Consider the following 25,361-nt stretch of genomic DNA (forward strand, 5'->3'; position numbering starts at 1 on the left):
GCAGCGATGTTCCGTGAAGGATACGACGCACTCAGCTCATCTGCGGGAGGTCATCGCAAGGTGAGTGGGCCGAACGGGTGAGGCGCAGGTGACGCCTGTGTGCCCGTACGGTGAAGACCGCTCGAACGGGTGGCCGGAGCACTGCCCCCAAGGGTTCCGGGCGTCCACGGGCGTCTTCACAGGTACGTATACGAAGACGACCGGAATCCGATCGGACAGGGACGCCGGGGACGCTCCGGGCACCCGTCGCGACGGACGCAGGAAGCAGCCTCCCGGAGTCACTGTTACCCTGGTAGCCCGTGGGCGGTGGGAGCAAAACCCCCCGAACCGCAGCGACGACGCCCCCAGAAATCACCGGTGGAGACACCGGCGATCCCTCGTTGGGAGGCCGGAAACGCACCCTCACCTCGCGACCACGGGAGCCCCGTCTTGGCCATGCAGCCCAAATCCACGACGACCAAGCACATCTTCGTCACCGGGGGTGTCGCCTCTTCCCTCGGCAAGGGTCTGACTGCCTCCAGCCTCGGTGCGCTCCTGAAGGCCCGCGGTCTTCGGGTCACCATGCAGAAGCTCGACCCGTACCTCAACGTCGACCCCGGCACGATGAACCCCTTCCAGCACGGCGAGGTGTTCGTCACCAACGACGGCGCCGAGACCGACCTGGACATCGGCCACTACGAGCGCTTCCTCGACGTCGACCTCGACGGCTCTGCCAACGTCACCACCGGCCAGGTCTACAACACCGTCATCGCCAAGGAGCGCCGCGGCGAGTACCTCGGTGACACCGTGCAGGTCATCCCGCACATCACCAACGAGATCAAGCACCGCATCCGCCGCATGGCCACCGACGACGTCGACGTCGTCATCACCGAGGTCGGCGGCACGGTCGGCGACATCGAGTCGCTGCCGTTCCTGGAGACCGTCCGCCAGGTCCGCCACGAGGTCGGCCGCGACAACGTCTTCGTCGTGCACATCTCGCTGCTGCCCTACATCGGTCCCTCGGGCGAGCTGAAGACCAAGCCGACCCAGCACTCGGTCGCCGCCCTGCGCAACATCGGCATCCAGCCCGACGCGATCGTGCTGCGCGCCGACCGCGAGGTCCCGACCGCCATCAAGCGCAAGATCTCGCTGATGTGCGACGTCGACGAGGACGCCGTGGTCGCCGCCATCGACGCCAAGTCGATCTACGACATCCCGAAGGTCCTGCATACCGAGGGCCTGGACGCGTACGTCGTCCGCAAGCTGGACCTGCCGTTCCGCGACGTGGACTGGACCGTCTGGGAGGACCTCCTGGACCGCGTCCACAACCCGAACCACGAGGTCACGGTCGCGCTGGTCGGCAAGTACATCGACCTGCCCGACGCCTACCTCTCGGTGACCGAGGCCATCCGCGCCGGCGGCTTCGCCAACAAGGCCCGCGTCAAGGTCAAGTGGGTCACCTCCGACGACTGCAAGACCCCCGCCGAGGCGCAGAAGCAGCTCGGCGACGTCGACGCGATCTGCATCCCCGGCGGCTTCGGCGAGCGCGGCGTGACCGGCAAGGTCGGCGCGATCCAGTACGCCCGCGAGAACAAGGTCCCGCTGCTGGGCCTCTGCCTGGGTCTGCAGTGCATCGTCATCGAGGCGGCCCGCAACCTGGCCGGCATCGAGGACGCCAACTCCACCGAGTTCGACGCCGCCACCGCCCACCCGGTGATCTCCACCATGGAGGAGCAGCTGGCGTACGTCGAGGGCGCGGGCGACCTGGGCGGCACCATGCGCCTGGGCCTCTACCCGGCGAAGCTCGCCGAGGGCTCCATCGTGCGCGAGGTCTACGGCGACGAGCAGTACGTCGACGAGCGCCACCGCCACCGCTACGAGGTCAACAACGCCTACCGCGCCGAGCTGGAGAAGAAGGCCGGAATCGTCTTCTCCGGCACCTCCCCGGACAACAAGCTCGTCGAGTACGTCGAGTACCCGCGCGAGGTGCACCCCTACCTGGTCGCCACCCAGGCGCACCCGGAGCTGCGCTCGCGCCCGACCCGCCCGCACCCGCTCTTCGCCGGCCTGGTGAAGGCGGCCGTGGAGCGTCAGCAGGGCAAGTAAGTCCCAGGTATTACGGTTGCCGGGGTGAGGGCCTTCTTCCAGGTCCTCGCCCCGGTTTTCTCGTTGCATGGAGGCGTACGTGGCGATCAAGGACACCCCCCAGGAGTGGCAGGTCACCGAGTCGGTGACCCCGTTCGAGGGCGCCAAGACCAGTGTCCGCACCGACAGCGTGGTCATGCCGGACGGCTCGGTGGCGGGCCGCGACTACCAGGTGCACCCCGGTTCGGTCGCCGTCCTCGCGCTCGACGACCAGGGACGGGTCGCCGTGCTCTCCCAGTACCGCCACCCGGTGCGCCGGAAGCTGTGGGAGATCCCGGCCGGACTCCTGGACGTACCCGGCGAGAACCCGCTGCACGCCGCCCAGCGCGAGCTGTACGAGGAGGCGCACATCAAGGCGGGGGACTGGCGGGTGCTGACCGACGTCTACACCTCGCCGGGCGGTTCCGACGAAGCGGTACGCATCTTCCTGGCCCGGGACCTCTCGGAGGCGGAGGGCGAGCGGTACGAGGTCTTGGACGAGGAGGCCGACATGGAGCACGCCCGGGTGCCGCTGGCGGAGCTGGTGAAGGGGGTCCTCGCCGGTGAGCTGCAGAACAACTGCATGGTCGTCGGCGTGCTGGCGCTGGCCGCCGCGACGGCGGGAGAAGGGCTGGACGCGCTGCGGCCGGCGGAGGCCCCGTGGCCCGCACGGCCGTTCTGAGGCGCGGACCCCATGGATCGGTGTTGATCGTAAAAACTGTTGATCCGATCGGGGGACCTCTCCGCCACGCTCCTCCGGATCGGTAGCAGAGCGTGAACTAGGCTCGAATCCCCGGCCGCATCCGCCGCCGGGGATCGTGCGCAGGCGGACGGGAGCGTGGCCCGTGACGGACCAGGCGGTGGACATCGGCGGCGCGGCGGCGGTCACTGCGACCACCCCCGCGACGGCCTCGGCCCATGACTGGGCGACCGGTGAATTCTTCGGCCGCACACGCGAGTTGAAGGAACTGCGCGCCGACATCGAGCGCACCGGACTGGACACCCTCACCGGCCGCAAGGCGCCCCGGGCCCGCGTGCTGCTGATCGCCGGACGCCCCGGTTCCGGACGCACCGCCCTCGCCGAGGAACTCGCCCGGGGACTCTCCGGCGACTACCCCGACGGGGCCTACCGGGCCCGCCTCACCGCGTCGGACGGCCAGCGCATCCCCACCGAGGAGACCGCCCGGGGCCTCCTGGACGAGCTGGGCATCGCCGCCCCGGCCGGGGCCGACGCCGACACCCTCTCCGAGATGGTCCGCGAGGCCCTCGCGGTGCGCCGGACGTTGCTGGTCCTGGACGACGCGGCGGACGCCGAGCAGGTGGACCCGCTGCTCCCCGACAACCCCGCATGCCTGGTCGTGGCCACCTCGCAGGGGCCGCTCACCGGCATCGTGGACGTACGCCCGTGCACCCTCGGCGGCCTCGACACCGCCTCCGCCGTCGCCCTCCTCGCGCACTACACCGGCAAGGTCCGCATCACCGTCGACCCCACCGCCGCCGACGCGCTCGCCGAGGAGTGCGGAGGGCAGCCCGCGGCACTGGTACTGGTCGGCGGGTGGCTGGCGGCCCGGCCCAAGTCGTCGGTCGCCGATGTCACCAAGCACCTGCACGAACTCCCCGAGGACCCCGAACAGCCGCAGGGCGCCGCCCCGTTGGCGCGGGCGCTGCGCCTGGTGTACGAGTCGCTGCCGCAGCCGGCGGCGCGGATACTGCGACTCCTCGCCCTCGCCCCCGCCGGACTCGCCGACGCCCACACCGCGTCCGCGCTCGCCGGGTGCTCGGTGTCGGCGGCGCAGACCACGCTGGACGACTTCGCCGTGCAGGGGCTGCTGCACCCGGTGCACGGGCCGGTGCCGCAGTACCTGGTGCCGGGTTGCCTCTCGCCGCTGCTGCTCGCCTTGACGGAGGCCCAGGACCGGCCCGCCGAACGGCAGTTGGCGCGGGCCCGGATGCTGGAGCGGACCGTACGGCAGCTGCACTCCTGCCGGGCGGTCACCGAGCCCGAGGGCTCCCCGGCACGCAAGAAGCTCGCCGGGCTGCCGCGCTCCCTGCGCTTTACGAACGAACGCGCCGCCGCCGAATGGCTGCGGGCCCGCCAGCCCGCGCTGCTCGCCGCCGCGCGGGCGGCCGTCGAGGACGGCGAGCTGGACACCCTCGCGCGCAGGCTCGTCGCCGCGCTCGTACGGGCGCTGGCCGCACACCGGGGCACCGAGGCGGCCGCCCCCGAGCTGTACGGGCTGCACCGCCTGGTCCTGGACGTGGCCGAGCGGCGCAACCTGCACCGCGAGAAGGCCGCCGCCCTGCTCAACCTGGCCGACCTCGACGCGGGCACCGGGCGCACCACCGAGGCGCTGGCCCGCTACCGGGCCGCCCTGGACGCCGCCCGCACCGCGCAGGACCCCTACGCCACCGCCCGCGCGATGGAATCCGTAGGAGGGACGTACCAGGAGATGGGGGACTATCCCCGGGCCTCCGACTGGTACGGGCGCGCACTCGCCCAGCGGCTGGCGCGCGGCGAGCACGAGGACGGCGCCCGGCTCTACGGGCGGCTCGGCGCGGTGCACACCTACGCGGGCCGCTACGGGGAGGCGCTGCGGGAGTGGCGGGCGGCCGCCGCCGCGCTGCGCCGGCTCGGTGATCTCCCGGGATACGCACGGGCGTTGAGCGAGATGGCGCGGGTCCAGGAGTACGCGGGGCGCCCCGAGGAGTGCCTGCGCACCTGCCAGGAGGCGGTGGAGTGGGCGCGCCGTGCCGACGACGTACGCCTTCAGGCGGCTCTTCAGCTGCGGCTCGCCGACACGCTGGACCGGCTCGGCGACCCGGCTTCGGCCAGGCTGCACCGGTCAGCGGCGGACAGACTAATGGAAGATGAGGTTCCAGCCTACGAAATCCGTAGCGCATCCGCGTGAGGTTGATGCTTTGTAAGGCTAGACAGCAGGAAATCCTTCATTAGACTGGCTTTGCTGCAACCGTCCGCGGCATTCCCCAGGCCTGCCCTCTGTGCCTGGTCGTGTGCGGTGAGTGCCCGTTTTGCGGGTACTTGTTGCGCGCTCCGTTTCGTACCCCAGAGTCAAGGACCGTGATCGACGTGAAGGTCGGCATCCCCCGCGAGGTCAAGAACAACGAGTTCCGGGTGGCCATCACCCCGGCCGGCGTGCACGAGCTCGTGCGCCACGGCCACCAGGTCGTCATCGAGAAGGACGCCGGCATCGGCTCCTCGATCACGGACAGCGAGTACGTCTCGGCCGGCGCCCGCATCCTGGACACCGCCGACGAGGTCTGGGCCACCGCCGACCTGCTCCTGAAGGTCAAGGAGCCGATCGCCGAGGAGTACCACCGCCTCCGCAAGGACCAGACGCTCTTCACCTACCTGCACCTCGCGGCCTCCCGCGAGTGCACGGACGCGCTGCTGGAGTCCGGCACCACCGCCATCGCGTACGAGACGGTCGAGACCGCCAACCGCGCGCTCCCGCTGCTCGCCCCGATGTCCGAGGTCGCGGGCCGCATCGCCCCGCAGGTCGGCGCGTACCACCTGATGCGCCAGGTCGGCGGCCGCGGCGTGCTCCCGGGCGGCGTCCCGGGCACGGCGGCCGGCAAGGCCGTCGTCATCGGCGGCGGCGTCTCCGGCTGGAACGCCACCCAGATCGCCGTCGGCATGGGCTTCCACGTGACCCTGCTCGACCGTGACATCAACAAGCTGCGCGAGGCGGACAAGATCTTCGGCACCAAGGTGCAGACGATCGTCTCCAACGCCTTCGAGCTGGAGAAGGCCGTCGTCGAGGCCGACCTCGTCATCGGCGCCGTCCTGATCCCCGGCGCCAAGGCGCCGAAGCTGGTCACCAACGAGCTCGTCGCCAAGATGAAGCCCGGAAGTGTACTTGTCGACATTGCAATTGATCAGGGCGGTTGCTTCGAGGACTCGCACCCGACCACGCACGCCGAGCCGACCTTCAAGGTCCACGACTCGGTCTTCTACTGCGTGGCCAACATGCCGGGCGCCGTCCCGAACACCTCCACCTACGCGCTGACCAACGCCACGCTGCCCTACATCGTGGAGCTGGCGAACCGCGGCTGGGTCGAGGCGCTGCGTCGTGACCCGGCGCTCGCCAAGGGCCTCAACACCCATGACGGCCAGGTCGTTTACCGCGAGGTGGCCGAGGCGCACGAGCTGCCGCACGTGGAGCTGAGCACCCTTCTCGGCTGACCCGTCAACAGGCGTCGTCAACATCGCGCGCCCGGCCGGACCTTGCCCACGCGAGGTCCGGCCGGACGCGTATCCGGCCGCTTTGCGACACTCGCTCAACTCGTCGCGAACGCAACCTTTTCACCGTTTCGCACCCCCGTGAAACGTGTCGGTCGCAGCCTGCTTGTGTGCTTGCGCACCCTTGACAGAGGGGTGTTCCTTTGCCGACACATCCACCCGGGTCCGGTGGATTGTGTTGCTGCGGACCGGTGACACGCCATAGAGTCGGCCACCGTCGGCATGGTGCCACGCTGACCTATCGATAAGTTTCCTGGTCACGTCCCAAGGAGGTAAGACGACTTGTGAATGAGTCGACATTTACTCCCGGGGGTGGTCAACCGGGAACGCCTGCGCAGGGCCAGGGCCCTACAGGGCTCGAAGCTGTCGGCTCGGTCGCGGTCCGCACCTTCGCCACCCATCAGCACATGACGACATCCCACCAGAGCATGGACGGCCTACACGTGAACGCCATGGCCGGCGACCAGAGTGGCGATAAGTCCACCACCGGCTTCGCCGACTTCGACGAGGTGCCCCAGGGGCACTTCTACGATCCCGACGCCGAGTACGAGCCCGACCCCGAGTACGCGGCCACCCTCGCCCCCGACGCTGCCCGCCAGCGCCGCGAGCGGATCGGCCCGACCGGACGGCCGCTGCCGTACTTCCCGATCCCCGGACCGCTGACCGATCACGGCCCGGCCAAGATCATCGCGATGTGCAACCAGAAGGGCGGGGTCGGCAAGACGACCTCGACCATCAACCTGGGCGCCGCGCTCGCCGAGTACGGACGCCGTGTCCTGCTCGTCGACTTCGACCCGCAGGGAGCCCTGTCGGTCGGTCTCGGTGTGAACCCGATGGAGCTCGACCTCACGGTCTACAACCTGCTCATGGAGCGGGGCATGTCGGCCGACGAGGTGCTGCTGAAGACGGCCGTTCCGAACATGGACCTGCTGCCCAGCAACATCGATCTGTCCGCTGCGGAAGTGCAGTTGGTCAGCGAGGTCGCCCGTGAGTCGACGCTCCAGCGGGCGCTCAAGCCGCTGATGAACGACTACGACTACATCGTGATCGACTGTCAGCCCTCGCTCGGCCTGCTCACCGTGAACGCCCTGACGGCCGCTCACAAGGTGATCGTGCCGCTGGAGTGCGAGTTCTTCGCACTGCGCGGTGTGGCCCTGCTGACGGAGACCATCGAGAAGGTCCAGGAGCGGCTCAACCCCGACCTGGAGCTCGACGGCATCCTCGCCACGATGTACGACTCCCGCACGGTGCACAGCCGTGAGGTGCTCGCCCGCGTGGTGGAGGCGTTCGACGATCACGTCTACCACACGGTGATCGGCCGTACGGTGCGCTTCCCGGAGACCACGGTCGCCGGTGAGCCCATCACCACGTACGCCTCGAACTCCGTCGGCGCCGCCGCCTACCGTCAGCTCGCCAGGGAGGTGCTCGCCCGGTGTCACGCCGAGTGAGTCTGCCGGGGGCCGACGAGCTGTTCCGTACGACCGGGGGAATGGGCCTGCAAGCCGCGGGCCGCAGGTCCGGGGCGAACGGTGAGCCCCGCATCCCGGCACCCGCCGGGGAGAGCGAGCCCGCACCCGTGGAGTCCGGCGAGGGCCCCGAGCACGGGGTCGCCGCCGACGCCGCGGGACAGCAGCGGACCCGGGGCGCGGAGGCCGCACCCCCGCCCGCCGCCCCCCAGCCGCCCGCCAACCGCCCCCAGGAAGCCCCTGGAGCGCCTCGTGGAGCCGCGCCGGGCTCCACGGGGGCCCAGCCCCGCCGACGCGGCGGAAGGGGCGCCAACCGGCGTCCCAGCGGTCGCGAGCGGCACGACGAGAAGATCACGGTCTACGTCTCCGCCGAGGAGCTGATGGACCTGGAGCACGCCCGACTGGTGCTCCGCGGCGAGCACGGGCTCGCCGTCGACCGGGGACGGATCGTCCGCGAGGCGGTCGCCGTCGTCCTCGCCGACCTGGAGTCCCGGGGCGACGCGAGCATCCTCGTACGTCGCCTGCGCGGGCGCTGAGCGGTGCGGGGGTAGCCTCGGCTGCCTCCCACCCCGTTGTTCCGCCCGCACTCAGGACCCTCTTTGATGCCGCCCGCCCCGCCCGACGACGTATCCGGCCGCCCCGCGCGCCGCCGCCCACTGGGGCGCGGTGCGGGGGCGGAGGCGTTTGTGGAGCCGGTGCCGGTGCCTGCTGCTTCCGTTCCTGTGGAGGCGTCGGTGCCGGTGCTCGCGGAGGAACTCGTCGACGTACCTCAAGAGGCGCCTGAAACTGCGCCCGAGGCCGGTGACGGGAAGTTCACCGTGCGGCTGGCGAACTTCGAGGGGCCGTTCGACCTGCTGCTCCAGCTGATCTCCAAGCACAAGCTGGACGTCACCGAGGTCGCGCTGTCCAAGGTGACCGACGAGTTCATGGCGCACATCCGGGCCATGGGGCCCGACTGGGACCTGGACCAGACGACCGAGTTCCTGGTGGTCGCCGCCACACTGCTCGATCTCAAGGCCGCGCGGCTGCTGCCCGCCGCGGAGGTGGAGGACGAGGCGGACCTCGCACTGCTCGAGGCGCGCGATCTGCTGTTCGCGCGGCTGCTCCAGTACCGGGCGTACAAGAGGATCGCGGGGATCTTCGAGGAGCGGTGGGAGGCCGAGGGGCGGCGGTATCCGCGCACTGTGGGTCTGGAGGAGCAGCTCGCGGAACTGCTGCCGGACGTGGTGATCAGTATCGGCGCGGAGGGATTCGCGAAACTGGCGGTCAAGGCGATGCAGCCGAAGCCGAAGCCCGAGGTGTACGTCGACCACATCCACGCGCCCCTGGTGTCCGTGCAGGAGCAGGCCGGGGTGGTGGTGGGGCTGCTGCGCGAGCGGGGCACGGCGAGCTTCCAGGAGCTGATCGGGGACGCCCCGGACACCCTCACCGTCGTCGCCCGTTTCCTGGCGCTGCTGGAGCTGTACCGGGAGAAGGCGGTCGAGCTGGACCAGGAGCAGGCGCTGGGCGACCTGCAGGTGACCTGGGTGGGAGCTGCGTCCGGGGACCTGGCGGTGACCGGGGAATTCGATCTCGTGGTGGAGCAGAAGGAGTGACGGGGTTGAGCGGGCAGGAACTGCGCGGGGCGCTGGAGGCCGTCCTGATGGTCGTCGACGAGCCCGCGACGGCCGAGCACCTGGCGAAGGTCCTGGACGTCAAGGAGCGCGAGGTCACGGACGCGCTGCGGGAGCTGGCGGACGAGTACACCGTGCAGGGGCGCGGTTTCGAGCTGCGGCTGGTGGCGGGCGGCTGGCGGTTCTACTCGCGGGCGGCGTACGCGGAGGCCGTCGAGGCCTTCGTACTGGACGGGCAGCAGGCGCGGCTCACCCAGGCGGCCCTGGAGACCCTGGCGGTCGTCGCCTACCGGCAGCCGGTGTCCCGCTCGCGCGTTTCGGCCGTACGAGGAGTCAACTGCGACGGGGTCATGCGCACCCTCCTCCAGCGGGGTCTGGTCGGGGAGGCGGGCACGGAACCCGAAACAGGTGCGATCCTGTACAGGACGACGAACTACTTTCTGGAGCGGATGGGCCTGCGAGGCCTGGACGAGCTCCCGGAGCTCGCGCCCTTCCTCCCCGAGGCAGATGCGATCGAGGCCGAGACGCAAGAGGGTGTGCCGTCGTTCGATCCGGACGCCCCGGAGACTGACGCAGACGACGACAAGACGGATTTTTGATGCGAAGCAACGACAGGAACAGCAGCGGCGGCAACGACCGGAACCAGCGGGGTGCGGGTAACGGACGCGGCCCCGCTGGTGGCGGGCGCGGCGGTGCGGGCGGCGGACGAGGCGCGGGCTCCGGCTCGGGCTCGGCGGGCGGCGGCCGTGGCGGTGCCGGCGGCCGTGGTGCCTCCGGCGGCTCCCGTTCGGGCGGAGGCCAGGGCTTCGGCGGCGGCTCCGGCGGCGGCCGTGGCGGCTCCGGTGGCGGTCGCGGTGGTTCGGGCGGCGGTCAGGGCTTCGGTGGCGGCCGTGGTACGTCCGGCGGCGGCCGTGACTCCAGGGACTTCCGCGACTCCCGTGATTCCCGCGACTCCCGTGACGGCGACCGCGAGCAGCGGGCACGCCGTCCCCGTCCCGAGGAGCGGCGCTACGACGTAGGCCCCTCCGCCACCCACGAGGGTCCCCGCAGCGGCCGCGGCGATTCCGCGCGCGGCGGTGCCAAGGGCGGCCCGAAGGCCCCGAAGACCCCGCAGAAGCCGGGTCGTCGCGGCAACTACAACGCCGGCGCCTCCCGCCCGCGCGAGCTCGACGCCAAGATCGAGCAGCGCAACCGGGACCGCTACGCGGGCAAGCCCGACATCAAGATCGAGAAGACCTTCCCGGGTGCCGAGCAGGAGGGCGAGCGCCTCCAGAAGATCCTCGCCCGCGCCGGCATGGGCTCGCGGCGTGCGTGCGAGGAGCTCATCGAGCAGGCCCGCGTCGAGGTCAACGGCAAGATCGTCGTCGAGCAGGGCATGCGGGTCGACCCGCACAAGGACGAGATCAAGGTCGACGGCCTGACCGTCGCCGCCCAGTCGCACCTGTTCTTCGCGCTGAACAAGCCCGCGGGCGTCGTCGCGACGATGGGCGACCCGGACGGCCGCCAGAACCTCAACGACTACGTGAACAACCGCGAGACGCGGCTGTTCCACGTGGGCCGTCTCGACACCGAGACCGAGGGCATCATCCTGCTCACCAACCACGGCGAGCTGGCGCACCGTCTGACGCACCCCAAGTACGGCGTGAAGAAGACCTACCTGGCCGCCATCCAGGGCCCGCTCCCGCGCGAGCTGGGCAAGCGCCTCAAGGACGGCATCGAGCTGGAGGACGGGTACGCCCGCGCCGACCACTTCCGCGTGGTCGAGAACACCGGCAAGAACTACCTGGTCGAGGTGACCCTCCACGAGGGCCGCAAGCACATCGTCCGCCGCATGCTGGCGGAGGCGGGCTTCCCCGTCGACCGTCTGGTGCGCACGTCCTTCGGGCCGATCGCGCTGGGCGACCAGAAGTCCGGCTGGCTGCGCCGCCTCACCAACACCGAGGTCGGCATGCTGATGAAGGAAGTCGGTCTGTAAGGACTGTTCTGGCTTCTTGTCCGGCTTCTTGAGCCCGGGGCCGGGATCTGCTGACGCAGGTTCCGGCCCCGGGCTTTTTGCTGCCCTTGCGGGGATGGCGGTGCCGCCTTTATAGTCAACCTGACCATTGAGGGCGGGAGGTGCGGCGATGGACTGGACGGAGGTCGTCGGGTTCGTCGCCGGGGCGCTGTGCGTCTGGCTGATCGGGCGCCAGCACGTCGCCAACTGGCCGCTGGGCATGGCGGCCAACCTCCTGTTCGCCGTGCTCTTCTCCCGGGCCGGGCTGTACGCCGACGCGGGACTCCAGCTCGTCTTCACCGCCCTCGCCGCGTACGGCTGGTGGGCCTGGACCCACGGGGGTGGACCAGGCCTGCGGCTGCCGGTCCGGCGCACACGCCGGTCCGAGTGGCTGCTGCTCGGCGCGGCGGGGGCGGTGGGGACGGCAGCCGTCACCGTGCTGCTCCAGCGGGCCACCGACTCGACCGTGCCGTTCTGGGACGCGTCGACGGCGGTGCTGTCGCTGCTGGCGACCTACGGCCAGTGCCGGAAGCTCGTCGAGTCCTGGTGGCTGTGGCTGGCGGCGGACGTGGTGCACGTGCCGGTGTACGTGTCCAAGGGGCTGTGGCTGACCGCGCTCCTGTACGCGGTGCTGGCGGTGCTCTGTGTGGTCGGGCTGCGGGAGTGGCGTCGGGATCTGCGAGGGCGGGAGCGGATGTTGCGTACGGAGGCGAGAAGGTGACAGGAAACGACATCCCCGAGGGGTACGACCCGAAAGCATTCGAACCCTTCGCGGTCACGGTCGATCTCGCGGTGTTCACCGTGCGGGAGGCCGTGCTGCACGTCCTGCTGATCCGGCGCGGGCAGGCCCCCTATGCGGGGGCGTGGGCGCTGCCCGGGGGCTTCGTACTGCCCGACGAGTCGGCCGAGCGGGCCGCGCTGCGGGAACTGGCCGAGGAGACCGGGCTGTCGCGGGAGCGGGCGTCGGGGCTGCACCTGGAGCAGTTGCGCACCTACAGCGACCCGGACCGGGATCCGCGGATGCGGGTGGTGTCGGTGGCCTTCGCCGCGCTCGTCCCCGACCTGCCGGAGCCGAGTGGGGGCGGGGACGCGGCGGAGGCGCAGTGGGTGGCGCTGGACGGCTCGTTGAGGTCGCCGCTGGCCTTCGACCACGGGCGGATCCTCGCCGATGCGCGGCGCAGGATCGGCGACAAGCTGGAGTACACCTCGCTCGCGATGGGCTTCTGCCCGCCGGAGTTCACGCTCGGAGAGCTTCAGCAGGTGTACGAGACGGTGTGGGGCGTGGCGTTGGACCGGCCCAACTTCCGGCGCAAGGTGCTGGCGACGCCCGGGTTCGTGGAGCCCGTGGGCGGGGCGGCGCAGCGGCGTACCGGGGGGCGGGGGAAGCCGGCGGCACTGTACCGGGCGGGGAGGGCAGTGGTGTTGCATCCGCCGCTGCTGAGGCCCGTTGTTGATTCAGCTGGTGACACTTCTGGGGAAGGGGCTTGACGATGACTGCTGCACAGGCGAAGAGGGCCGCCACCGGGGCGATGGTGGGGCTCGCGCTCGGGGACGCGCTCGGCTTTCCGACCGAGTTCAACGACGTACCGTCGATTCTGGCGAAGTGCGGGCCGTGGCGGGAGATGGAGCTGCCGAAGAAGGCGTTCGTCTCGGACGACACGCAGATGACGCTGGCGCTCGGTCGTGGGCTGCGCACCGCCCTGGCGCGGGGGCCGCTGGGGCCGAGGCGGATGGAGCGGCCGGTGCGGGAGGAGTTCGTCGACTGGTACCACTCCCCGGAGAACAACCGGGCGCCCGGGCGGACCTGCATGGTCGCCTGCCGGCTGCTCGACAGCGACCTGCCCTGGCAGAAGGCCTCGCAGGTCGGCTCCAAGGGGTGCGGGGCGAATATGCGGGTGGCGCCGGTGGGGCTGGTGCCGGGGCTGAGCGAGCGGGAGCGGGCGGGGGCGGCGCAGTTGCAGTCGGCGCTGACGCACGGGCATCCGACGGGGCTGGCGGCGAGCGATCTCACGGCGCGGGCGGTGTACTTGCTGGCGCAGGGGGTGGAACCGGCTGGGCTGGTAGGGCAGTTGAGGTCGTACGCGCTGGAGAGCCGGGAGCGGTACGAGTCGTTGTGGCTCGGGGATCTCTGGACCTACTCCCAGGACCCGACACCGTCGCACTTCATGGCACGGGGGTGGGACGAATGTCTGGCGGTGCTGGAGGGGCTGGAGGCGGCCCTGCGGGACCGCTCGGCGCGGGCGGCGCTGGAGGAGACGGATCCGTGTCTGGTCACGGGGGACGGGTGGGTGGCGGAGGAGGCGCTGGGGACGGCCCTGCTGTGCTTCCTGATGTTCCCGGAGGAACCGCTTCTGGCTCTGCGCCGGGCGGCGTGCACGAAGGGGGACTCGGACTCCATCGCGTGCCTGGCGGGGGCTTTTGCGGGGGCTCATCTGGGGGTGGGGGCTTGGCCTGGGGAGTGGGTGGAGCGGGTGGAGTACCGGGGGGAGTTGGTGGGGTTGGGGGAGGGGTGGGACGGGGTGGAGCGGACAGGGTCGTAAGGAGGGATGGTCAGCAGGGCCGGGATGGCGGGCTTGTTGGTGCAGTGGAGTTGGGCGGCCATGGTGCGGGCGAGGGCGCCGGCGACGCGGCTGCGGAGTTCGGGGGTGAAGCCGTCCAGGTTCTTGGCGTTGAGGCGCACCGAGAGGGGGATCTGCTCCTGCTGGGCGGGGTGGGAGCCGGCGACCTTGCAGGGGAAGGCGTAGCGGGAGTCGTCCTCGTGGAGCCACCAGCCGGAGAGGACGTCGCCGCCTGCTTTGTGCCAGCCTGTTCGTGCTGCGGTGGAGAGTGGCCAACCGAGCCACCCCACCCGCACTGTGAGGGAGTTGCGTGACCCGGCTGGGCCGAAGACGCAGGGCGTCGCGCCGGGGTCGAAGTCGTTGTCGCCCGGCTGCCACGCCCGTGCCGTCTCAGACAGTTCAGCAACCAGCTTCCTCAGCGGAATGCCCGTATTGGCGTACGCGACTTCCTTGCCGCCCATGGAACCGGCAACGGCGTCCACGTTGGCTGAACCGACAAGCGAACCGCAGATCTCTTGTCCCGCCGACGGTCCATTGCGAGCAGGAGCCGAGCATCCTGTTGCGAGGAGTGCGACCGCGAGAAGGGCGTACATGGGCGCGCTGTGCTTGTTCATGGTTCCTTCAGGCGACTTGGCGGGCGGACTGGACCTTCGACCTGCCGAGAGCGTGCGATTTTTCGAGGTTTTGGTAGAGGACGGCCTTTTCCTCTCGCGTCATGCCCAAGGCGTCCCCGTATCTCGACACAGGGCGCAATACTTCCGTCTCACAGGCCCTTTCGATCTCCTGCATCGACTTGAGCGCCTCGGCGTCGTTCTTGACCTCGTTGTCCTTGAGGTACTGCAACGTGTGGTTTCCGTACGCCGTGCCCACAGCCCCCGCCGCGGTGTCCATCGCCAAGGGCACGGCGACCGCCACAGCCACCCCGGCGGCAGGGCCGAGGATGAGCGCGCTGCCTACACCTGCGACCGCTGCGGCAGCGCTCTCGACTGTGTACTTGCGCCACTCGCCCTTCTTCTCCTCGTTCAGGTTCGCCTGTTCCTCCGAGTCCTTGAAGTCAAGTTCGACCTGCGAGATCCGCGACTGGTCCAGGATTCCGTGCACCTTGGCGGCGTTGTGCGCGAAGGCCATGCCGGAGCCCCGGTCGTCCTCAAAGGAAGCCAGCGCACTGGAGGTGTACATCTGCTGGGCCGCCGAAAGGATCTTGTAGCCCTCTTCGTCACTGGCGACCACGTTCATGAAGTTCCGTGCCTCGAACTCGCCGAAGCCCCCATGCCGGGTCTTGTCCGTGCGGAAGAGCTGATCCCTGTCCAGGTCGTCGCCCCCGCCACCGAAGTCCAGCGTCGAGTAGTTCAGGTCGTCGATGTACGCCGCCCCCATCCGCCCCAGGCTGTCCATCAGCGCGTCCTGTGGCTCCACTTTCGACGTCGGGCTGTACAGGGCGACGACCTTCCGCATGATTGCGGTCGTCTCGGCGTCCCGATGCAACCCCGGCCTCGTGTCGTCCCAGGGATGTCCCGTCGTCGCTGCCTCCAGGGCGTGGCCCAAAGCGTCCGGGCCACCCTCGTGGGTGTCCTCCGACGAGCGGTCCAGGGTGTCGGGGGCCCATGGGAAGTCCGCGCGGGTCAGGTCGTCGAAGTGGCGGTCGTCCTTGAAGAATTGTTTGGCGGCCTCGGGGCTGTGGCCCAGGCCCTCCAGGACGCTCGTCAGAGGGTCGTAGCCCGCGCCCGAGAGGCCCGAGGGGTTGAAGCCGAAGTCGGGGTCGTGGGAGCGGGTGGGCTTGGTTTCCATGAAGAAGTCGGGGTCTTCTTTGTGGATGCGGAGGATGTCCTCGGCGAGGGGGTTGATGAAGCGCGGGTCGTACTCGCCGTAGCGCAGGAGGCCGCCCAGGATCTGGTAGCCGTAGGGGCGGTCGATGCCCAACGCCGGGGTGGGGATCGGCTGCGTGCCCAGGGTGCGGAATTCCTTGGCCCAGGAGGCGGGAAGGTGGGCGCGGTTGTCGGGGTCGGTGGCGGAGGCGAGCGCCGTACCCATGGCGCGCTGGAGGTCCTTGGCCAGGGCCAAGCGTTCGGGCTGGTCGCCGACCGTGCAGTCCAGGGACATCCGGGCGTAGAACTCCAGGGCCTTCTTGGGGCTGCCCAGGCCCTGGTAGAAGGCTGTGGAGAAGTCGGAGTCCTTGGCGTTGAACGCGAGGATGCTGTTCAGTTCGGTGAACTGGGCGTTGGACAGCATGGGTCCGATACGCGCCAGTTCCAGGGCCCGTTCGGTCTGGGCCGCGTCCAGCGAGGCGTACGTACGGTGGCCGAAGTTGTGTGCGTCGTCGCCGTGTGACATGCGCAGGGCGCGGGCCACCGAGGCGTCGATTTCGGCCGCATGGGCGACCAGCACCTTCAAACGCTGGTTCAGCTCCGTCACGGCCGGCTGGCGCACGTTGTGGGAGGGCTCCGGCATCCCGGGCAGGCCGACCAGGTTGATGCCCAGCCTGGGGGCCTCCACGTCGCGGATGTGGCGGACGGCAGTTTGGATCTTGGTGAGTTCCTGGTGGGCGTCCTCCAGGATGCGGGCGACGGTCGTCGCCTGCGTGCACGCGTCGGTGAATTCCTTTGTCGTTTTGCGGATGAAGTCACGGGTGACGGTGGCGTTGACGCCGTCCCAGCGGGCGTGTTCGGACTTGGTGAGGAGGCCGGAACGAGCCTGTCCTGCAAGGCGCTTGAGGTGGGAGGCCGTCTGGTTCCAGTCGGCGGCCGTGCGGCCCAGCAGGGTCAGGTCGACCTCGGCCACGTCCGTGTGCGTGAGGGTGCTCATGGGCGTACACCCCCTACTTGAAGTAGGTGGAGAGGCGGGAGACGGGGACCTCGGGGGTGGCGATGCCGCGGATCGTGGTGCGGATCTTCGCGTCGTCCCGGGCGTGCGAGGCCTTGGTGTGGTCCAGGTGGTTGGAGATGTGGGCGCAGGCCTGGAGGAGGGCGCGCAGTTGGGACGTCCAGAGGGTGGTCGTCGTGGTCAGGGCGGCGCCCATCGCGAAGTGGTGGCGGGTGAGGGCCGTGGCTGCTCGGGGCGGCGCGCAGGTGGTGGTGGAGTTCGGTTCGTGGCCCGCCATGTCCGCGTGCTTGAGGAGCGCTCCGTGCAGGACGTGCGCCTCGTGGCCGACCGCGCCCAGGTCGTCCTGGTGGGCGACGAGGTCGGCGGCCCGTGGGGCCGGGGCGGGCTTCGGTTGGTTCCACTCGTTCCAGGCCACGGGCCGGTTCCTCCCCAGGTGCGCGTTACCTCGACTCCTCGTACGCGAGGGCCGACTCGCGGCGCGTACGGATCAAGAAGTCTTCCACCCGGGCGTGGTCGGGGAGGGGAGGGAGAGGGCTCGTGGAGAGGGCGGCGGAGGACTGCTCGACCAGGTCGGCGAGGCGCTTTTCGATGGTTGGCCAGGGGACTTCGCCGCGTTTGACCGCGAGGTAGGACTCGCGGGCGTCGCCCACGTCGACGACGAGTTCACCCGTACGGAGAAGGTCGAGGCAGCTCGTGAGGAGGCGCAGGAGGTGCATGGCGTGCTTCCAGCGCGGCGCGCCGTACTGGCGTACGTCCGCGTCGACCTTCCGGCGCTGGCTCTGGGCGTACCCGACGAAGGTCTGGTGCACCTGGCGGGAGAGGAAGGACCCGCGCAGGGAGAGGAGTTCCTCGCCGCGGGCGTCCGTGTGGAGGGGGAGGGGGGAGTGCAGGCATTCCAGGATGTTCGGGTTGGCGCGCAGGGCGAGGTCGCAGAAGCGTTCCAGTTCCCAGGAGAACTGTTCCTCGGCGGGGCCGTCGACGTGGGTGGGGGGTTTGGTGAAGTGCCAGAAGAGGGGGGTGGGGGCGAGGAAGACGCCCCGGACGTCCGTGTCGCTGTCCTTTGTCGCCAGTCCGAACGCCCGCGAGCCCATGACGCAGGAGTAGATCGTGTGGTCGCGGACGAGGGCGTGGTCGGGGGTGGATGCGGGCGGAGGTGCGGTCATGAGGGGATTGTCGGGGGTCAGGACAGGCGGATCGAGCCGTTTTCCACGGTGATGGCGCGGGGCGGGAGGGGGCTGGGCGCCGGGCCGCCCGCGACGGAGGCGTCGGCGACGCGGTACTTGCTGCCGTGGCAGGGGCAGTTGATGGTGCCGCCCGTCACGTCGGCGACCGTGCAGCCCTGGTGGGTGCAGACGGCGGAGAAGGCCTTGAAGCTGCCCGACTCGGGCTGGGTGACCACCACCTTCTCGTCCTTGAAGATCTTGCCGCCGCCCACCGGGATGTCGGCGGTGGCCGCCAAGGGGGCCGGTTTCGCGGCGGGTTGACCGCCGGAGGCGGGCGGAGTGACGGGGGCCTTCGCGGGCGGCGGTTCGTTGGCGCCGCCGTCGCCCTCGCCGTACTTGCTGCAACCGGCGGCCGCCAGCACGGCCGCTGTCGTGGCGGCCGCCGCCAGGACCGTCCGGCGGGTCGTGGGTGCGTGCATGGGGTGCTCCCTGTGGGTGGGGCGTGCGGGGTCGCTGTGGTGCGTTGGCGTGCTTCGGATGTTCAGGCGCTTCGGGTGCTCGGGTGCTCGGGCGTTTCGTGTGCTTCAGGTGCTTCAGGTGGTGACGCCGAAGGTGCGGAAGAACCAGAGGGCCGAGGTCAGCCAGATCACCGTGAGCACGGTGAAGACCAGGCCGCCGACGACCGGCAGCAGCCAGCCCGGCAGCCGCTCCGACCGCAGCAGCAGCATCTTGGCGCTGAACGCGCCGAAGAAGAAACAGCCCGCCAGAGAGTGCCACATCACCCGGCTGCCGAAGGTCTGGAAGCCGAGCCCGTACAGACAGTGCACGGCGACGGGCACGGCCAGGAGGAAGGCGATGCGGCCCGACCAGCGGTGGACGGGAGGCAGCCACGGGGCGTCGCGCAGGCCCGGCAGCCGGCCGTACATGCCCAGCGCGGACACCACCTGGACCAGCGCGAAGGCGAAGGCCGCCGTCGCCAGCCAGGACTTCACCGCGCCCGTGCTGCTGAAGCCGGCCAGGTTGAACGCCGTGCCCGCCGGGTCGTGGATCTTTCCGTACGCCCCGAGCCCGACCGCGACCGCGGCCGCCACCAGCACCGGGACGAGATAGCGCGCCGGGCCCGGACGGCCGTGGCCGGAGGCGGGGGAGGGGAAGGACGCGGTGGGGGCGTTGGGGTCGACGTTGCTCATGTCGGGACCACTCCCTGGGGACGGGCCGGGATGTCCGAAGGCGCTCGAAAGAGGTCGGGCGAGCGCGAAGACGGGCACTAAGGGGTGACGGGGCGTGCGGTGAGCCAGGCGTTGTCGATCGCCACGGCACCGGTGGCCGGGTCGATGCGCGGTGCGGAGGACGGTTTGCCGTCGCGGGTGAAGATGCCGACCTGGCGGCCGTCCTGGAGGACGATCCAGCCGCCGTCGATCTTCGCGCCGCGCACTTCGTTGGTCGCCCGGTACAGGCCGGAGGGCTTGACGGCCTTCGCCGCGCTGAACTCCTGCTTGCGGTCGGTGACCTCGACCTCGCCCTCGACCTTGCCGTTGCGGGTGGTGGCTTCGAGCGTGGCGCCGTTGCTGCCGGTCAGGCGCATGCTGCCGTCGTCCTCGACGTTGCCCTTGAGCCAGGACTCGCGGGTGCGGCCGTCGCAGTAGTACGCCACGGCCTTCTTGTCCCGTACGGAGATGGACACGGCGGCCGTGTCGTCGTCGGTGCGGCCCGCGTAGACGGACTCAGGGCCGGGCGCGGCGGGCGGGGCGCTCGCCGTGGGTGACGTGCTCGCGGCCGGGGGCGGGGCGGCGGACGAGGGCGGTGGGCCGGTGGTGGCGGGCGAGGAAGGGGGCGGGACGGAGGCGGCGCCTCCGGACCCGTACCCCGAACTCTTCGTGCCCGTCGTCGCGTTGAGCGACAGCATGACGGCGGCGAGGAGCAGCCCCGCGAGCAGTGTGTAGAGGGGACCGGAACGCTTCATGGGAGGCCTCCCCGCGGCACCGGGTAGGCGGTGCCGGACTCACCATGCAAGCGGACCCCGGGGCCCGGCGTCCATAGTCAGGACGAAGGGGGCGCGACGGTTCGCCGGACGGGCGCGCGCGGGCGGTCGTTACGAAGGGACGCGCGGGCGGTCGCACGAGGAAACGCGTGGGAGACGGCGGGCGGGATGCGCCCGAGTGGCAGCATGACGCCATTTGGGCGAGATTGAACGGGTCCGACGAGTCAGCGGGCACATGGCGCTCTGTCGTGACCGGACTCGACCGATTCGGCTCTCTCGACCTTCCCGAAAGGCAGAACCATGGCGGGCAACGACCTCGGCAGTCTCCTCGGCGGCCTCCTGGGCGGCGGAAACTCCGGCTCCGGCGGCGGCGCGGGCAACATCCTCGGCTCCCTCATCGGCGCACTCGGCGGCGGCGCCAAGGACGGCTCCAACCCGCTGGGCGGCCTGATGGAGATGCTCCAGAAGTCCGGCCTCGCCGAACAGGCCCAGTCCTGGATCGGCACCGGCGACAACCAGGCGGTCAGCGGCGAGCAGGTCGCCGAGGCCCTCCCCGACGACGCCCTCGCGCACGCCGCCGAGCAGGCCGGGGTCACCCCCGAGGAGGCCGCCGACCAGCTCGCGCAGGCCCTCCCGCAGGCAGTCGACAAGCTCACTCCGGAGGGTCAGCTCCCGCAGGCCTCCTCGCTGGAGGACCTGATCAAGCAGCAGGGCCTCTGACGGTCCCCGCAGCACCGACGGCTCCCGGCCGCCCCGCCCTCGTACGTACGACGGTGTGGGCGGCCGGAGCCGTTGTCAGTGGGGCCCACTACGCTGAACAGGTCGAATGAGGCTGCACAGAGGAGTACGACGTGGCGGTACGAGCGGTCCGCGGAGCCGTCCAGCTGGACGAGGACGACGCCGCGCACATGGGCGAGCGGGTCGGCGCGCTGCTGACCGCCGTCCTGGAGCGCAACGGGCTGAGTGCCGAGGACCTCATCAGCATCTGGTTCACGGCCACGCCCGACCTGCGCAGCGACTTCCCGGCCGCCGCCGCCCGGCACCTCGGCATCGTCGACGTACCGCTCATCTGCGCGCAGGAGCTCGACATCGCCGGGGCCATGCCCCGCGTCGTGCGCCTGCTCGCGCACGTCGAGACCGGACTCGCCAAGCCGGACATCCAGCACGTCTACCTCGGCGCCACCGCCGCCCTGCGCAAGGACATCGCCCAGTGAGGACCGCACTCGTCATCGGCACCGGACTGATCGGCACCTCGGCAGCCCTCGCGCTGGCCGCCCGGGGCGTCTCCGTCCACCTCGCCGACCACGACCCCGACCGCGCGAGCACCGCCGCCGCGCTCGGCGCGGGCACTGACGAGGCCCCCGCCGGGCCCGTCGACCTGGCGATCGTCGCCGTGCCGCCCGCGCACGTCGCCACGACCCTGGCCGACGCCATGAAGCGCGGGGCCGCCCGCGGATACATCGACGTCGCCAGCGTCAAGGGCGGCCCGCGCCGCGAGCTGGAGGCCCTCGGCTGTGACATGACCACGTACATCGGTACGCACCCGATGGCGGGCAAGGAGAAGTCCGGCCCCCTCGCGGGCACCGCCGACCTCTTCGAGGGCCGCCCCTGGGTGCTCACGCCCACCCGCGACAGCGACACCGAGGTCTTCAACCTGGCACTGGAGCTGATCGCCCTGTGCCGGGCCGTCCCCGTCGTCATGGACGCCGACGCCCACGACCGCGCCGTCGCCCTCGTCTCGCACACCCCGCAGCTCGTCTCCTCGATGGTCGCCGCCCGGCTTCAGGAGGCCGACGAGACGGCGGTACGGCTGTGCGGGCAGGGCATCCGCGACGTCACCCGCATCGCCGCCTCCGACCCCCGGATGTGGGTGGAGATCCTCTCCGCCAACCCGGGGCCGGTCGCCGACGTCCTCGCCTCCGTCGCCTCGGACCTGGACGAGACCGTGCAGTCCCTGCGCGCCCTCCAGTCCGCCGACGAGACCAAGCGGCAGGGCGGCGCCGAGGGCATCGAGGACGTCCTGCGCCGGGGCAACGCCGGACGCGTGCGGGTGCCCGGAAAGCACGGATCGGCCCCCACCGCGTACGAGACGGTCACCGTCCTCATCAGCGACCAGCCGGGCCAGCTCGCCCGGATCTTCGCCGACGCCGGAGCGGCCGGGGTCAACATCGAGGACGTACGGATCGAGCACGCGACCGGACAGCAGGCCGGCCACGTCCAGCTCACGGTGCAGCCCTCGGCGGTGGAGGGCCTGACGCGCACGCTGGTGGAGCGGGGGTGGTCGCTGCGGCCGTAGCGGGGCGTCCGCAAGGTGCCGCCCGTCAGGGGTACGCCATTCAGCCGGTACCGTAGATGGTTGGCAGTGATGCGTCACCCATCTTGTGACGTTGCGTCCCTGAAACCGGGACGGCGCTGCCGCCCGCCACCACGCCCCGTGTACCAGGAAGGTGTCCGACACCGTGGAAACCGCCGCCCGGACCGCTCCGGCCGCAGTGATCGTCGCCATTGACGGCCCCTCCGGCACGGGCAAGTCCAGCACGTCCAAGGCCGTCGCCGCCAAGCTCGGACTCAGCTACCTGGACACCGGCGCCCAGTACCGGGCGATCACCTGGTGGATGCTGACCAACGGCGTGGACACCGCCGACGCGGCGGCCGTCGCCACCGCCTCCGCCAAGCCCGCGATCGTCTCCGGCACCGACCCGTCCGCCCCGACCATCACGGTCGACGGCGTCGACGCGTCAGGACCGATCCGTACGCAGGAGGTCACCTCCAAGGTCAGCGCGGTCAGCGCCGTCCCCGAGGTGCGTACCCGGATCACCGAGCTCCAGCGCGAGATCGCCGCCGGAGCCCCCGAGGGCATCGTCGTCGAGGGCCGGGACATCGGCACCACCGTGCTCCCCGACGCCGACCTGAAGATCTTCCTCACCGCGTCCCCCGAGGCCCGCGCGGCCCGGCGCAGCGGCGAGACCAAGGGTGCCGACGTCAACGCCACCAAGGAAGCCCTGATCAAGCGGGACGCGGCCGACTCCGGCCGCAAGACCTCCCCGCTCGCCAAGGCGGCCGACGCGGTCGAGGTCGACACCACCGACCTCACCCTCGACCAGGTCATCGAGTGCGTCGTCACCCTGGTCGAGGAGAAGCGGGCCGGCAAGTGACCGACACGGACACACCCGGCGTCGCCACCCGGCGCGGCGCCGCCGTCGGCCGCGGCATCGGCATCGGCCTGATGTACGGCCTGTGGAAGCCGCGCGTGCTGGGCTCCTGGCGGGTCCCGGCCACCGGACCGGTCATACTCGCGGTGAACCACGCGCACAACATCGACGGCCCGATGCTGATGGGGACGGCACCCCGCCCGGTGCACTTCCTCATCAAGAAGGAGGCCTTCGTCGGCCCCCTCGACCCGTTCCTGCGGGGCATCGGCCAGCTGAAGGTCGACCGGTCGACCACCGACCGGACGGCCATTACCGACGCGCTGGGCGTACTGCGCGACGGCGGGGTCCTGGGGATCTTCCCCGAGGGCTCGCGCGGCGAGGGCGACTTCGCCTCGCTGCGCGCGGGCCTCGCCTACTTCGCCGTACGGTCGGGGGCGCCCATCGTCCCCGTCGCCGTACTCGGCGGGGCGGAGCGCAAGGGGCGGCTGATATCCGCACTGCCGCCGCTGCGCAGCAGGGTCGACGTCGTCTTCGGCGACGCCTTCGAAGCCGGCGACGGCAGCGGACGGCGTACGAGGAAGGCGCTGGACGAGGCCACGGTGCGCATCCAGGAGAGGCTGACCGCCCACCTGGCGGGGGCCAGACGGCTCACCGGGCGATAGGCGTTAGCGCCGCGCCCGATGGTGGGCGAGACTTGAGTAGTGGGTCGCGGGGAAACGCGGCCCATCGATGATGAACGAGGACAGGACTTCATGAACGACCAGATCCACTCCGGCGACGAGCACGGACCCGAGCAGGCCGTGGACCACGGTGCGCTCGGCGACGCCGAGTACGCGGAGTTCATGGAGCTCGCTGCGCAGGAGGGCTTCGACCTCGAGGACATCGCGGGTGCCCTCGAAGAGGCGAACGCCGGACCGCTGCCCGTGCTCGCCGTCGTCGGCCGCCCCAATGTCGGCAAGTCGACCCTGGTGAACCGCATCATCGGCCGCCGCGAGGCCGTCGTGCAGGACAAGCCCGGCGTCACCCGTGACCGCGTCTCCTACGAGGCCGAGTGGGCGGGCCGCCGCTTCAAGGTGATGGACACCGGCGGCTGGGAGCAGGACGTGCTGGGGCTCGACGCCTCGGTCGCCGCCCAGGCCGAGTACGCCATCGAGACCGCCGACGCGGTCGTCTTCGTGGTGGACTCCACCGTCGGCGCCACCGACACCGACGAGGCCGTCGTCCGGCTGCTCCGCAAGGCCAAGAAGCCGGTCGTGCTGTGCGCCAACAAGGTCGACGGCCTGTCCGGCGAGGCCGACGCCACCGCCCTGTGGTCGCTGGGCCTCGGCGAGCCGCACCCGGTCTCCTCCCTGCACGGCCGCGGCACGGGCGACATGCTCGACGCCGTACTGGAGGCCCTTCCGGAGGCGCCCGCGCAGACCTTCGGCAGCGGCACCCCGCTCGGCGGGCCGCGCCGCATCGCGCTCATCGGCCGTCCGAACGTCGGCAAGTCCTCGCTGCTGAACAAGGTGGCCAAGGAGGACCGCGTCGTCGTCAACGAGCTGGCGGGCACCACCCGCGACCCGGTCGACGAGCTGATCAACCTCGGCGGCACGACCTGGAAGTTCATCGACACCGCGGGCATCCGCCGCCGGGTGCACCTCCAGGAGGGCGCGGACTACTACGCCTCGCTGCGTACCGCCGCCGCCCTGGAGAAGGCCGAAGTGGCCGTCATCCTGATCGACTCCAGCGAGTCCATCTCCGTGCAGGACCAGCGCATCGTCACGATGGCCGTCGAGGCCGGACGCGCCATGGTGCTCGCCTTCAACAAGTGGGACACCCTCGACGAGGAGCGCCGCTACTACCTGGAGCGCGAGATCGAGACCGAGCTCGGCCAGGTCGCCTGGGCGCCGCGCGTCAACGTCTCCGCCCTCACCGGCCGCCACATGGAGAAGCTGGTCCCGGCGATCGAGACGGCGCTGGACGGCTGGGAGACCCGCGTGCCCACCGGCCGCCTCAACGCCTTCCTCGGCGAGCTGGTCGCCGCCCACCCGCACCCGGTCCGCGGCGGCAAGCAGCCCCGCATCCTGTTCGGGACGCAGGCGGGCGCCAAGCCGCCGCGGTTCGTGCTGTTCGCCTCGGGCTTCCTGGAGGCGGGCTACCGGCGCTTCGTGGAGCGCCGACTGCGCGAGGAGTTCGGCTTCGAGGGAACGCCGATCCACATCTCGGTGCGGGTGCGCGAGAAGCGCGGCCGCAAGAAGTAGGGGCCTGC

25 protein-coding genes are annotated in these 25,361 nt (G+C 70.9%); 18 read left to right on the forward strand and 7 right to left on the reverse strand.

Annotated elements, in window-relative coordinates; genetic code table 11:
• Window positions 1–435 precede the first annotated feature (435 nt).
• From IE269_RS34350 to IE269_RS34405, 12 genes are all read left to right on the forward strand, one after another.
• Window positions 436–2,085, forward strand: coding sequence for a CTP synthase (locus tag IE269_RS34350; RefSeq protein WP_189827193.1), 1,650 nt, complete (start codon window positions 436–438; stop codon window positions 2,083–2,085).
• Window positions 2,086–2,164: 79 nt separating this feature from the next.
• The gene (locus IE269_RS34355; protein ID WP_189827321.1) at window positions 2,165–2,785 is read left to right on the forward strand and encodes an NUDIX domain-containing protein; all 621 of its coding nucleotides are present in this window, start codon (window positions 2,165–2,167) and stop codon (window positions 2,783–2,785) included.
• A 163-nt stretch (window positions 2,786–2,948) separates the two neighbouring features.
• Window positions 2,949–5,012 carry a tetratricopeptide repeat protein gene (locus IE269_RS34360; protein WP_229898160.1) on the forward strand — a complete coding sequence of 688 codons (2,064 nt, stop codon included), beginning with the start codon at window positions 2,949–2,951 and terminating at the stop codon, window positions 5,010–5,012.
• A gap of 179 nt (window positions 5,013–5,191) precedes the next feature.
• Window positions 5,192–6,307, forward strand: a complete 1,116-nt coding sequence (gene ald / locus IE269_RS34365; protein WP_189827323.1) for an alanine dehydrogenase — start codon at window positions 5,192–5,194, stop codon at window positions 6,305–6,307.
• A 341-nt stretch (window positions 6,308–6,648) separates the two neighbouring features.
• Window positions 6,649–7,812, forward strand: a complete 1,164-nt coding sequence (locus IE269_RS34370; protein WP_189827194.1) for a ParA family protein — start codon at window positions 6,649–6,651, stop codon at window positions 7,810–7,812.
• Window positions 7,797–8,366 (forward strand): hypothetical protein, encoded by a 570-nt coding sequence (locus IE269_RS34375; RefSeq protein ID WP_189827195.1) that lies wholly within the window; start codon window positions 7,797–7,799, stop codon window positions 8,364–8,366. The genes IE269_RS34370 and IE269_RS34375 overlap by 16 nt, the downstream gene beginning before the upstream one ends.
• A gap of 66 nt (window positions 8,367–8,432) precedes the next feature.
• Complete coding sequence (locus IE269_RS34380) at window positions 8,433–9,425, forward strand: segregation and condensation protein A (RefSeq protein ID WP_189827196.1); 993 nt, start codon at window positions 8,433–8,435, stop codon at window positions 9,423–9,425.
• Entirely contained in the window at window positions 9,395–10,042 is a 648-nt protein-coding gene (gene scpB / locus IE269_RS34385) for an SMC-Scp complex subunit ScpB (protein ID WP_189827324.1), read from the forward strand. Before IE269_RS34380 ends, scpB begins: the two co-directional genes overlap by 31 nt.
• Window positions 10,042–11,418 (forward strand): pseudouridine synthase, encoded by a 1,377-nt coding sequence (locus tag IE269_RS34390; protein WP_189827197.1) that lies wholly within the window; start codon window positions 10,042–10,044, stop codon window positions 11,416–11,418. Before scpB ends, IE269_RS34390 begins: the two co-directional genes overlap by 1 nt.
• A gap of 148 nt (window positions 11,419–11,566) precedes the next feature.
• Complete coding sequence (gene pnuC, locus IE269_RS34395) at window positions 11,567–12,157, forward strand: nicotinamide riboside transporter PnuC (RefSeq protein WP_189827198.1); 591 nt, start codon at window positions 11,567–11,569, stop codon at window positions 12,155–12,157.
• Window positions 12,154–12,924 (forward strand): NUDIX hydrolase, encoded by a 771-nt coding sequence (locus tag IE269_RS34400; RefSeq protein WP_189827199.1) that lies wholly within the window; start codon window positions 12,154–12,156, stop codon window positions 12,922–12,924. The genes pnuC and IE269_RS34400 overlap by 4 nt, the downstream gene beginning before the upstream one ends.
• A 2-nt stretch (window positions 12,925–12,926) precedes the next feature.
• Window positions 12,927–13,976 carry an ADP-ribosylglycohydrolase family protein gene (locus tag IE269_RS34405; protein ID WP_189827200.1) on the forward strand — a complete coding sequence of 350 codons (1,050 nt, stop codon included), beginning with the start codon at window positions 12,927–12,929 and terminating at the stop codon, window positions 13,974–13,976.
• On the opposite strand, the gene IE269_RS34410 is transcribed toward IE269_RS34405, so the two are convergent.
• The 7 genes from IE269_RS34410 to IE269_RS34440 all read right to left on the reverse strand — a co-directional run bounded on the left by IE269_RS34410 (window position 13,865) and on the right by IE269_RS34440 (window position 19,940).
• Window positions 13,865–14,608, reverse strand: a complete 744-nt coding sequence (locus IE269_RS34410) for a hypothetical protein (protein ID WP_189827201.1) — start codon at window positions 14,606–14,608, stop codon at window positions 13,865–13,867. The two genes, IE269_RS34405 and IE269_RS34410, sit on opposite strands and share 112 nt — an antisense overlap.
• Before the next feature lie 7 nt (window positions 14,609–14,615).
• Window positions 14,616–16,796, reverse strand: coding sequence for a hypothetical protein (locus tag IE269_RS34415; RefSeq protein WP_189827202.1), 2,181 nt, complete (start codon window positions 16,794–16,796; stop codon window positions 14,616–14,618).
• Window positions 16,797–16,809: 13 nt separating this feature from the next.
• Entirely contained in the window at window positions 16,810–17,229 is a 420-nt protein-coding gene (locus IE269_RS34420; protein ID WP_189827203.1) for a hypothetical protein, read from the reverse strand.
• A 25-nt stretch (window positions 17,230–17,254) separates the two neighbouring features.
• Entirely contained in the window at window positions 17,255–17,977 is a 723-nt protein-coding gene (locus IE269_RS34425; protein ID WP_189827204.1) for a nucleotidyltransferase domain-containing protein, read from the reverse strand.
• A 17-nt stretch (window positions 17,978–17,994) separates the two neighbouring features.
• Window positions 17,995–18,456 carry a Rieske (2Fe-2S) protein gene (locus tag IE269_RS34430; RefSeq protein WP_189827205.1) on the reverse strand — a complete coding sequence of 154 codons (462 nt, stop codon included), beginning with the start codon at window positions 18,454–18,456 and terminating at the stop codon, window positions 17,995–17,997.
• A 114-nt stretch (window positions 18,457–18,570) separates the two neighbouring features.
• Window positions 18,571–19,167, reverse strand: coding sequence for a DUF6529 family protein (locus IE269_RS34435; protein WP_189827206.1), 597 nt, complete (start codon window positions 19,165–19,167; stop codon window positions 18,571–18,573).
• 77 nt (window positions 19,168–19,244) lie between these two features.
• Window positions 19,245–19,940: a hypothetical protein gene (locus IE269_RS34440; RefSeq protein ID WP_189827207.1), complete on the reverse strand. Its 696-nt coding sequence runs from the start codon at window positions 19,938–19,940 to the stop codon at window positions 19,245–19,247.
• Window positions 19,941–20,258: 318 nt separating this feature from the next.
• On the opposite strand from IE269_RS34440, the gene IE269_RS34445 reads away from it, so the two are divergent.
• The 6 genes from IE269_RS34445 to der all read left to right on the forward strand — a co-directional run bounded on the left by IE269_RS34445 (window position 20,259) and on the right by der (window position 25,353).
• Window positions 20,259–20,678: a YidB family protein gene (locus IE269_RS34445; RefSeq protein WP_189827208.1), complete on the forward strand. Its 420-nt coding sequence runs from the start codon at window positions 20,259–20,261 to the stop codon at window positions 20,676–20,678.
• A 131-nt stretch (window positions 20,679–20,809) separates the two neighbouring features.
• A complete protein-coding gene (aroH, locus tag IE269_RS34450) occupies window positions 20,810–21,172 on the forward strand; it encodes a chorismate mutase (RefSeq protein ID WP_189827209.1) in 363 nt (120 codons plus the stop codon).
• Complete coding sequence (locus IE269_RS34455) at window positions 21,169–22,254, forward strand: prephenate dehydrogenase (protein ID WP_189827210.1); 1,086 nt, start codon at window positions 21,169–21,171, stop codon at window positions 22,252–22,254. Before aroH ends, IE269_RS34455 begins: the two co-directional genes overlap by 4 nt.
• Before the next feature lie 151 nt (window positions 22,255–22,405).
• Window positions 22,406–23,113, forward strand: a complete 708-nt coding sequence (gene cmk / locus IE269_RS34460) for a (d)CMP kinase (protein WP_189827211.1) — start codon at window positions 22,406–22,408, stop codon at window positions 23,111–23,113.
• Window positions 23,110–23,772: a lysophospholipid acyltransferase family protein gene (locus IE269_RS34465; protein ID WP_229898159.1), complete on the forward strand. Its 663-nt coding sequence runs from the start codon at window positions 23,110–23,112 to the stop codon at window positions 23,770–23,772. Before cmk ends, IE269_RS34465 begins: the two co-directional genes overlap by 4 nt.
• A gap of 90 nt (window positions 23,773–23,862) precedes the next feature.
• Window positions 23,863–25,353 carry a ribosome biogenesis GTPase Der gene (gene der, locus IE269_RS34470; RefSeq protein WP_189827212.1) on the forward strand — a complete coding sequence of 497 codons (1,491 nt, stop codon included), beginning with the start codon at window positions 23,863–23,865 and terminating at the stop codon, window positions 25,351–25,353.
• The last annotated feature ends 8 nt before the right edge of the window (window positions 25,354–25,361 follow it).

The organism is Streptomyces spiroverticillatus, from assembly GCA_014650415.1.
Lineage (GTDB): Bacteria > Actinomycetota > Actinomycetes > Streptomycetales > Streptomycetaceae > Streptomyces > Streptomyces spiroverticillatus.

Coding starts and splice junctions, on each gene's coding strand:
- IE269_RS34350 (WP_189827193.1), top strand. CDS start 436: ATGCAGCCCAAATCCACGACGACCAAGCACATCTTCGTCACCGGGGGT.
- IE269_RS34380 (WP_189827196.1), top strand. CDS start 8,433: ATGCCGCCCGCCCCGCCCGACGACGTATCCGGCCGCCCCGCGCGCCGC.
- IE269_RS34390 (WP_189827197.1), top strand. CDS start 10,042: ATGCGAAGCAACGACAGGAACAGCAGCGGCGGCAACGACCGGAACCAG.
- pnuC (WP_189827198.1), top strand. CDS start 11,567: ATGGACTGGACGGAGGTCGTCGGGTTCGTCGCCGGGGCGCTGTGCGTC.
- IE269_RS34405 (WP_189827200.1), top strand. CDS start 12,927: ATGACTGCTGCACAGGCGAAGAGGGCCGCCACCGGGGCGATGGTGGGG.
- IE269_RS34410 (WP_189827201.1), bottom strand. CDS start 14,608: ATGAACAAGCACAGCGCGCCCATGTACGCCCTTCTCGCGGTCGCACTC.
- IE269_RS34415 (WP_189827202.1), bottom strand. CDS start 16,796: ATGAGCACCCTCACGCACACGGACGTGGCCGAGGTCGACCTGACCCTG.
- IE269_RS34425 (WP_189827204.1), bottom strand. CDS start 17,977: ATGACCGCACCTCCGCCCGCATCCACCCCCGACCACGCCCTCGTCCGC.
- IE269_RS34430 (WP_189827205.1), bottom strand. CDS start 18,456: ATGCACGCACCCACGACCCGCCGGACGGTCCTGGCGGCGGCCGCCACG.
- IE269_RS34435 (WP_189827206.1), bottom strand. CDS start 19,167: ATGAGCAACGTCGACCCCAACGCCCCCACCGCGTCCTTCCCCTCCCCC.
- IE269_RS34440 (WP_189827207.1), bottom strand. CDS start 19,940: ATGAAGCGTTCCGGTCCCCTCTACACACTGCTCGCGGGGCTGCTCCTC.
- IE269_RS34445 (WP_189827208.1), top strand. CDS start 20,259: ATGGCGGGCAACGACCTCGGCAGTCTCCTCGGCGGCCTCCTGGGCGGC.
- der (WP_189827212.1), top strand. CDS start 23,863: ATGAACGACCAGATCCACTCCGGCGACGAGCACGGACCCGAGCAGGCC.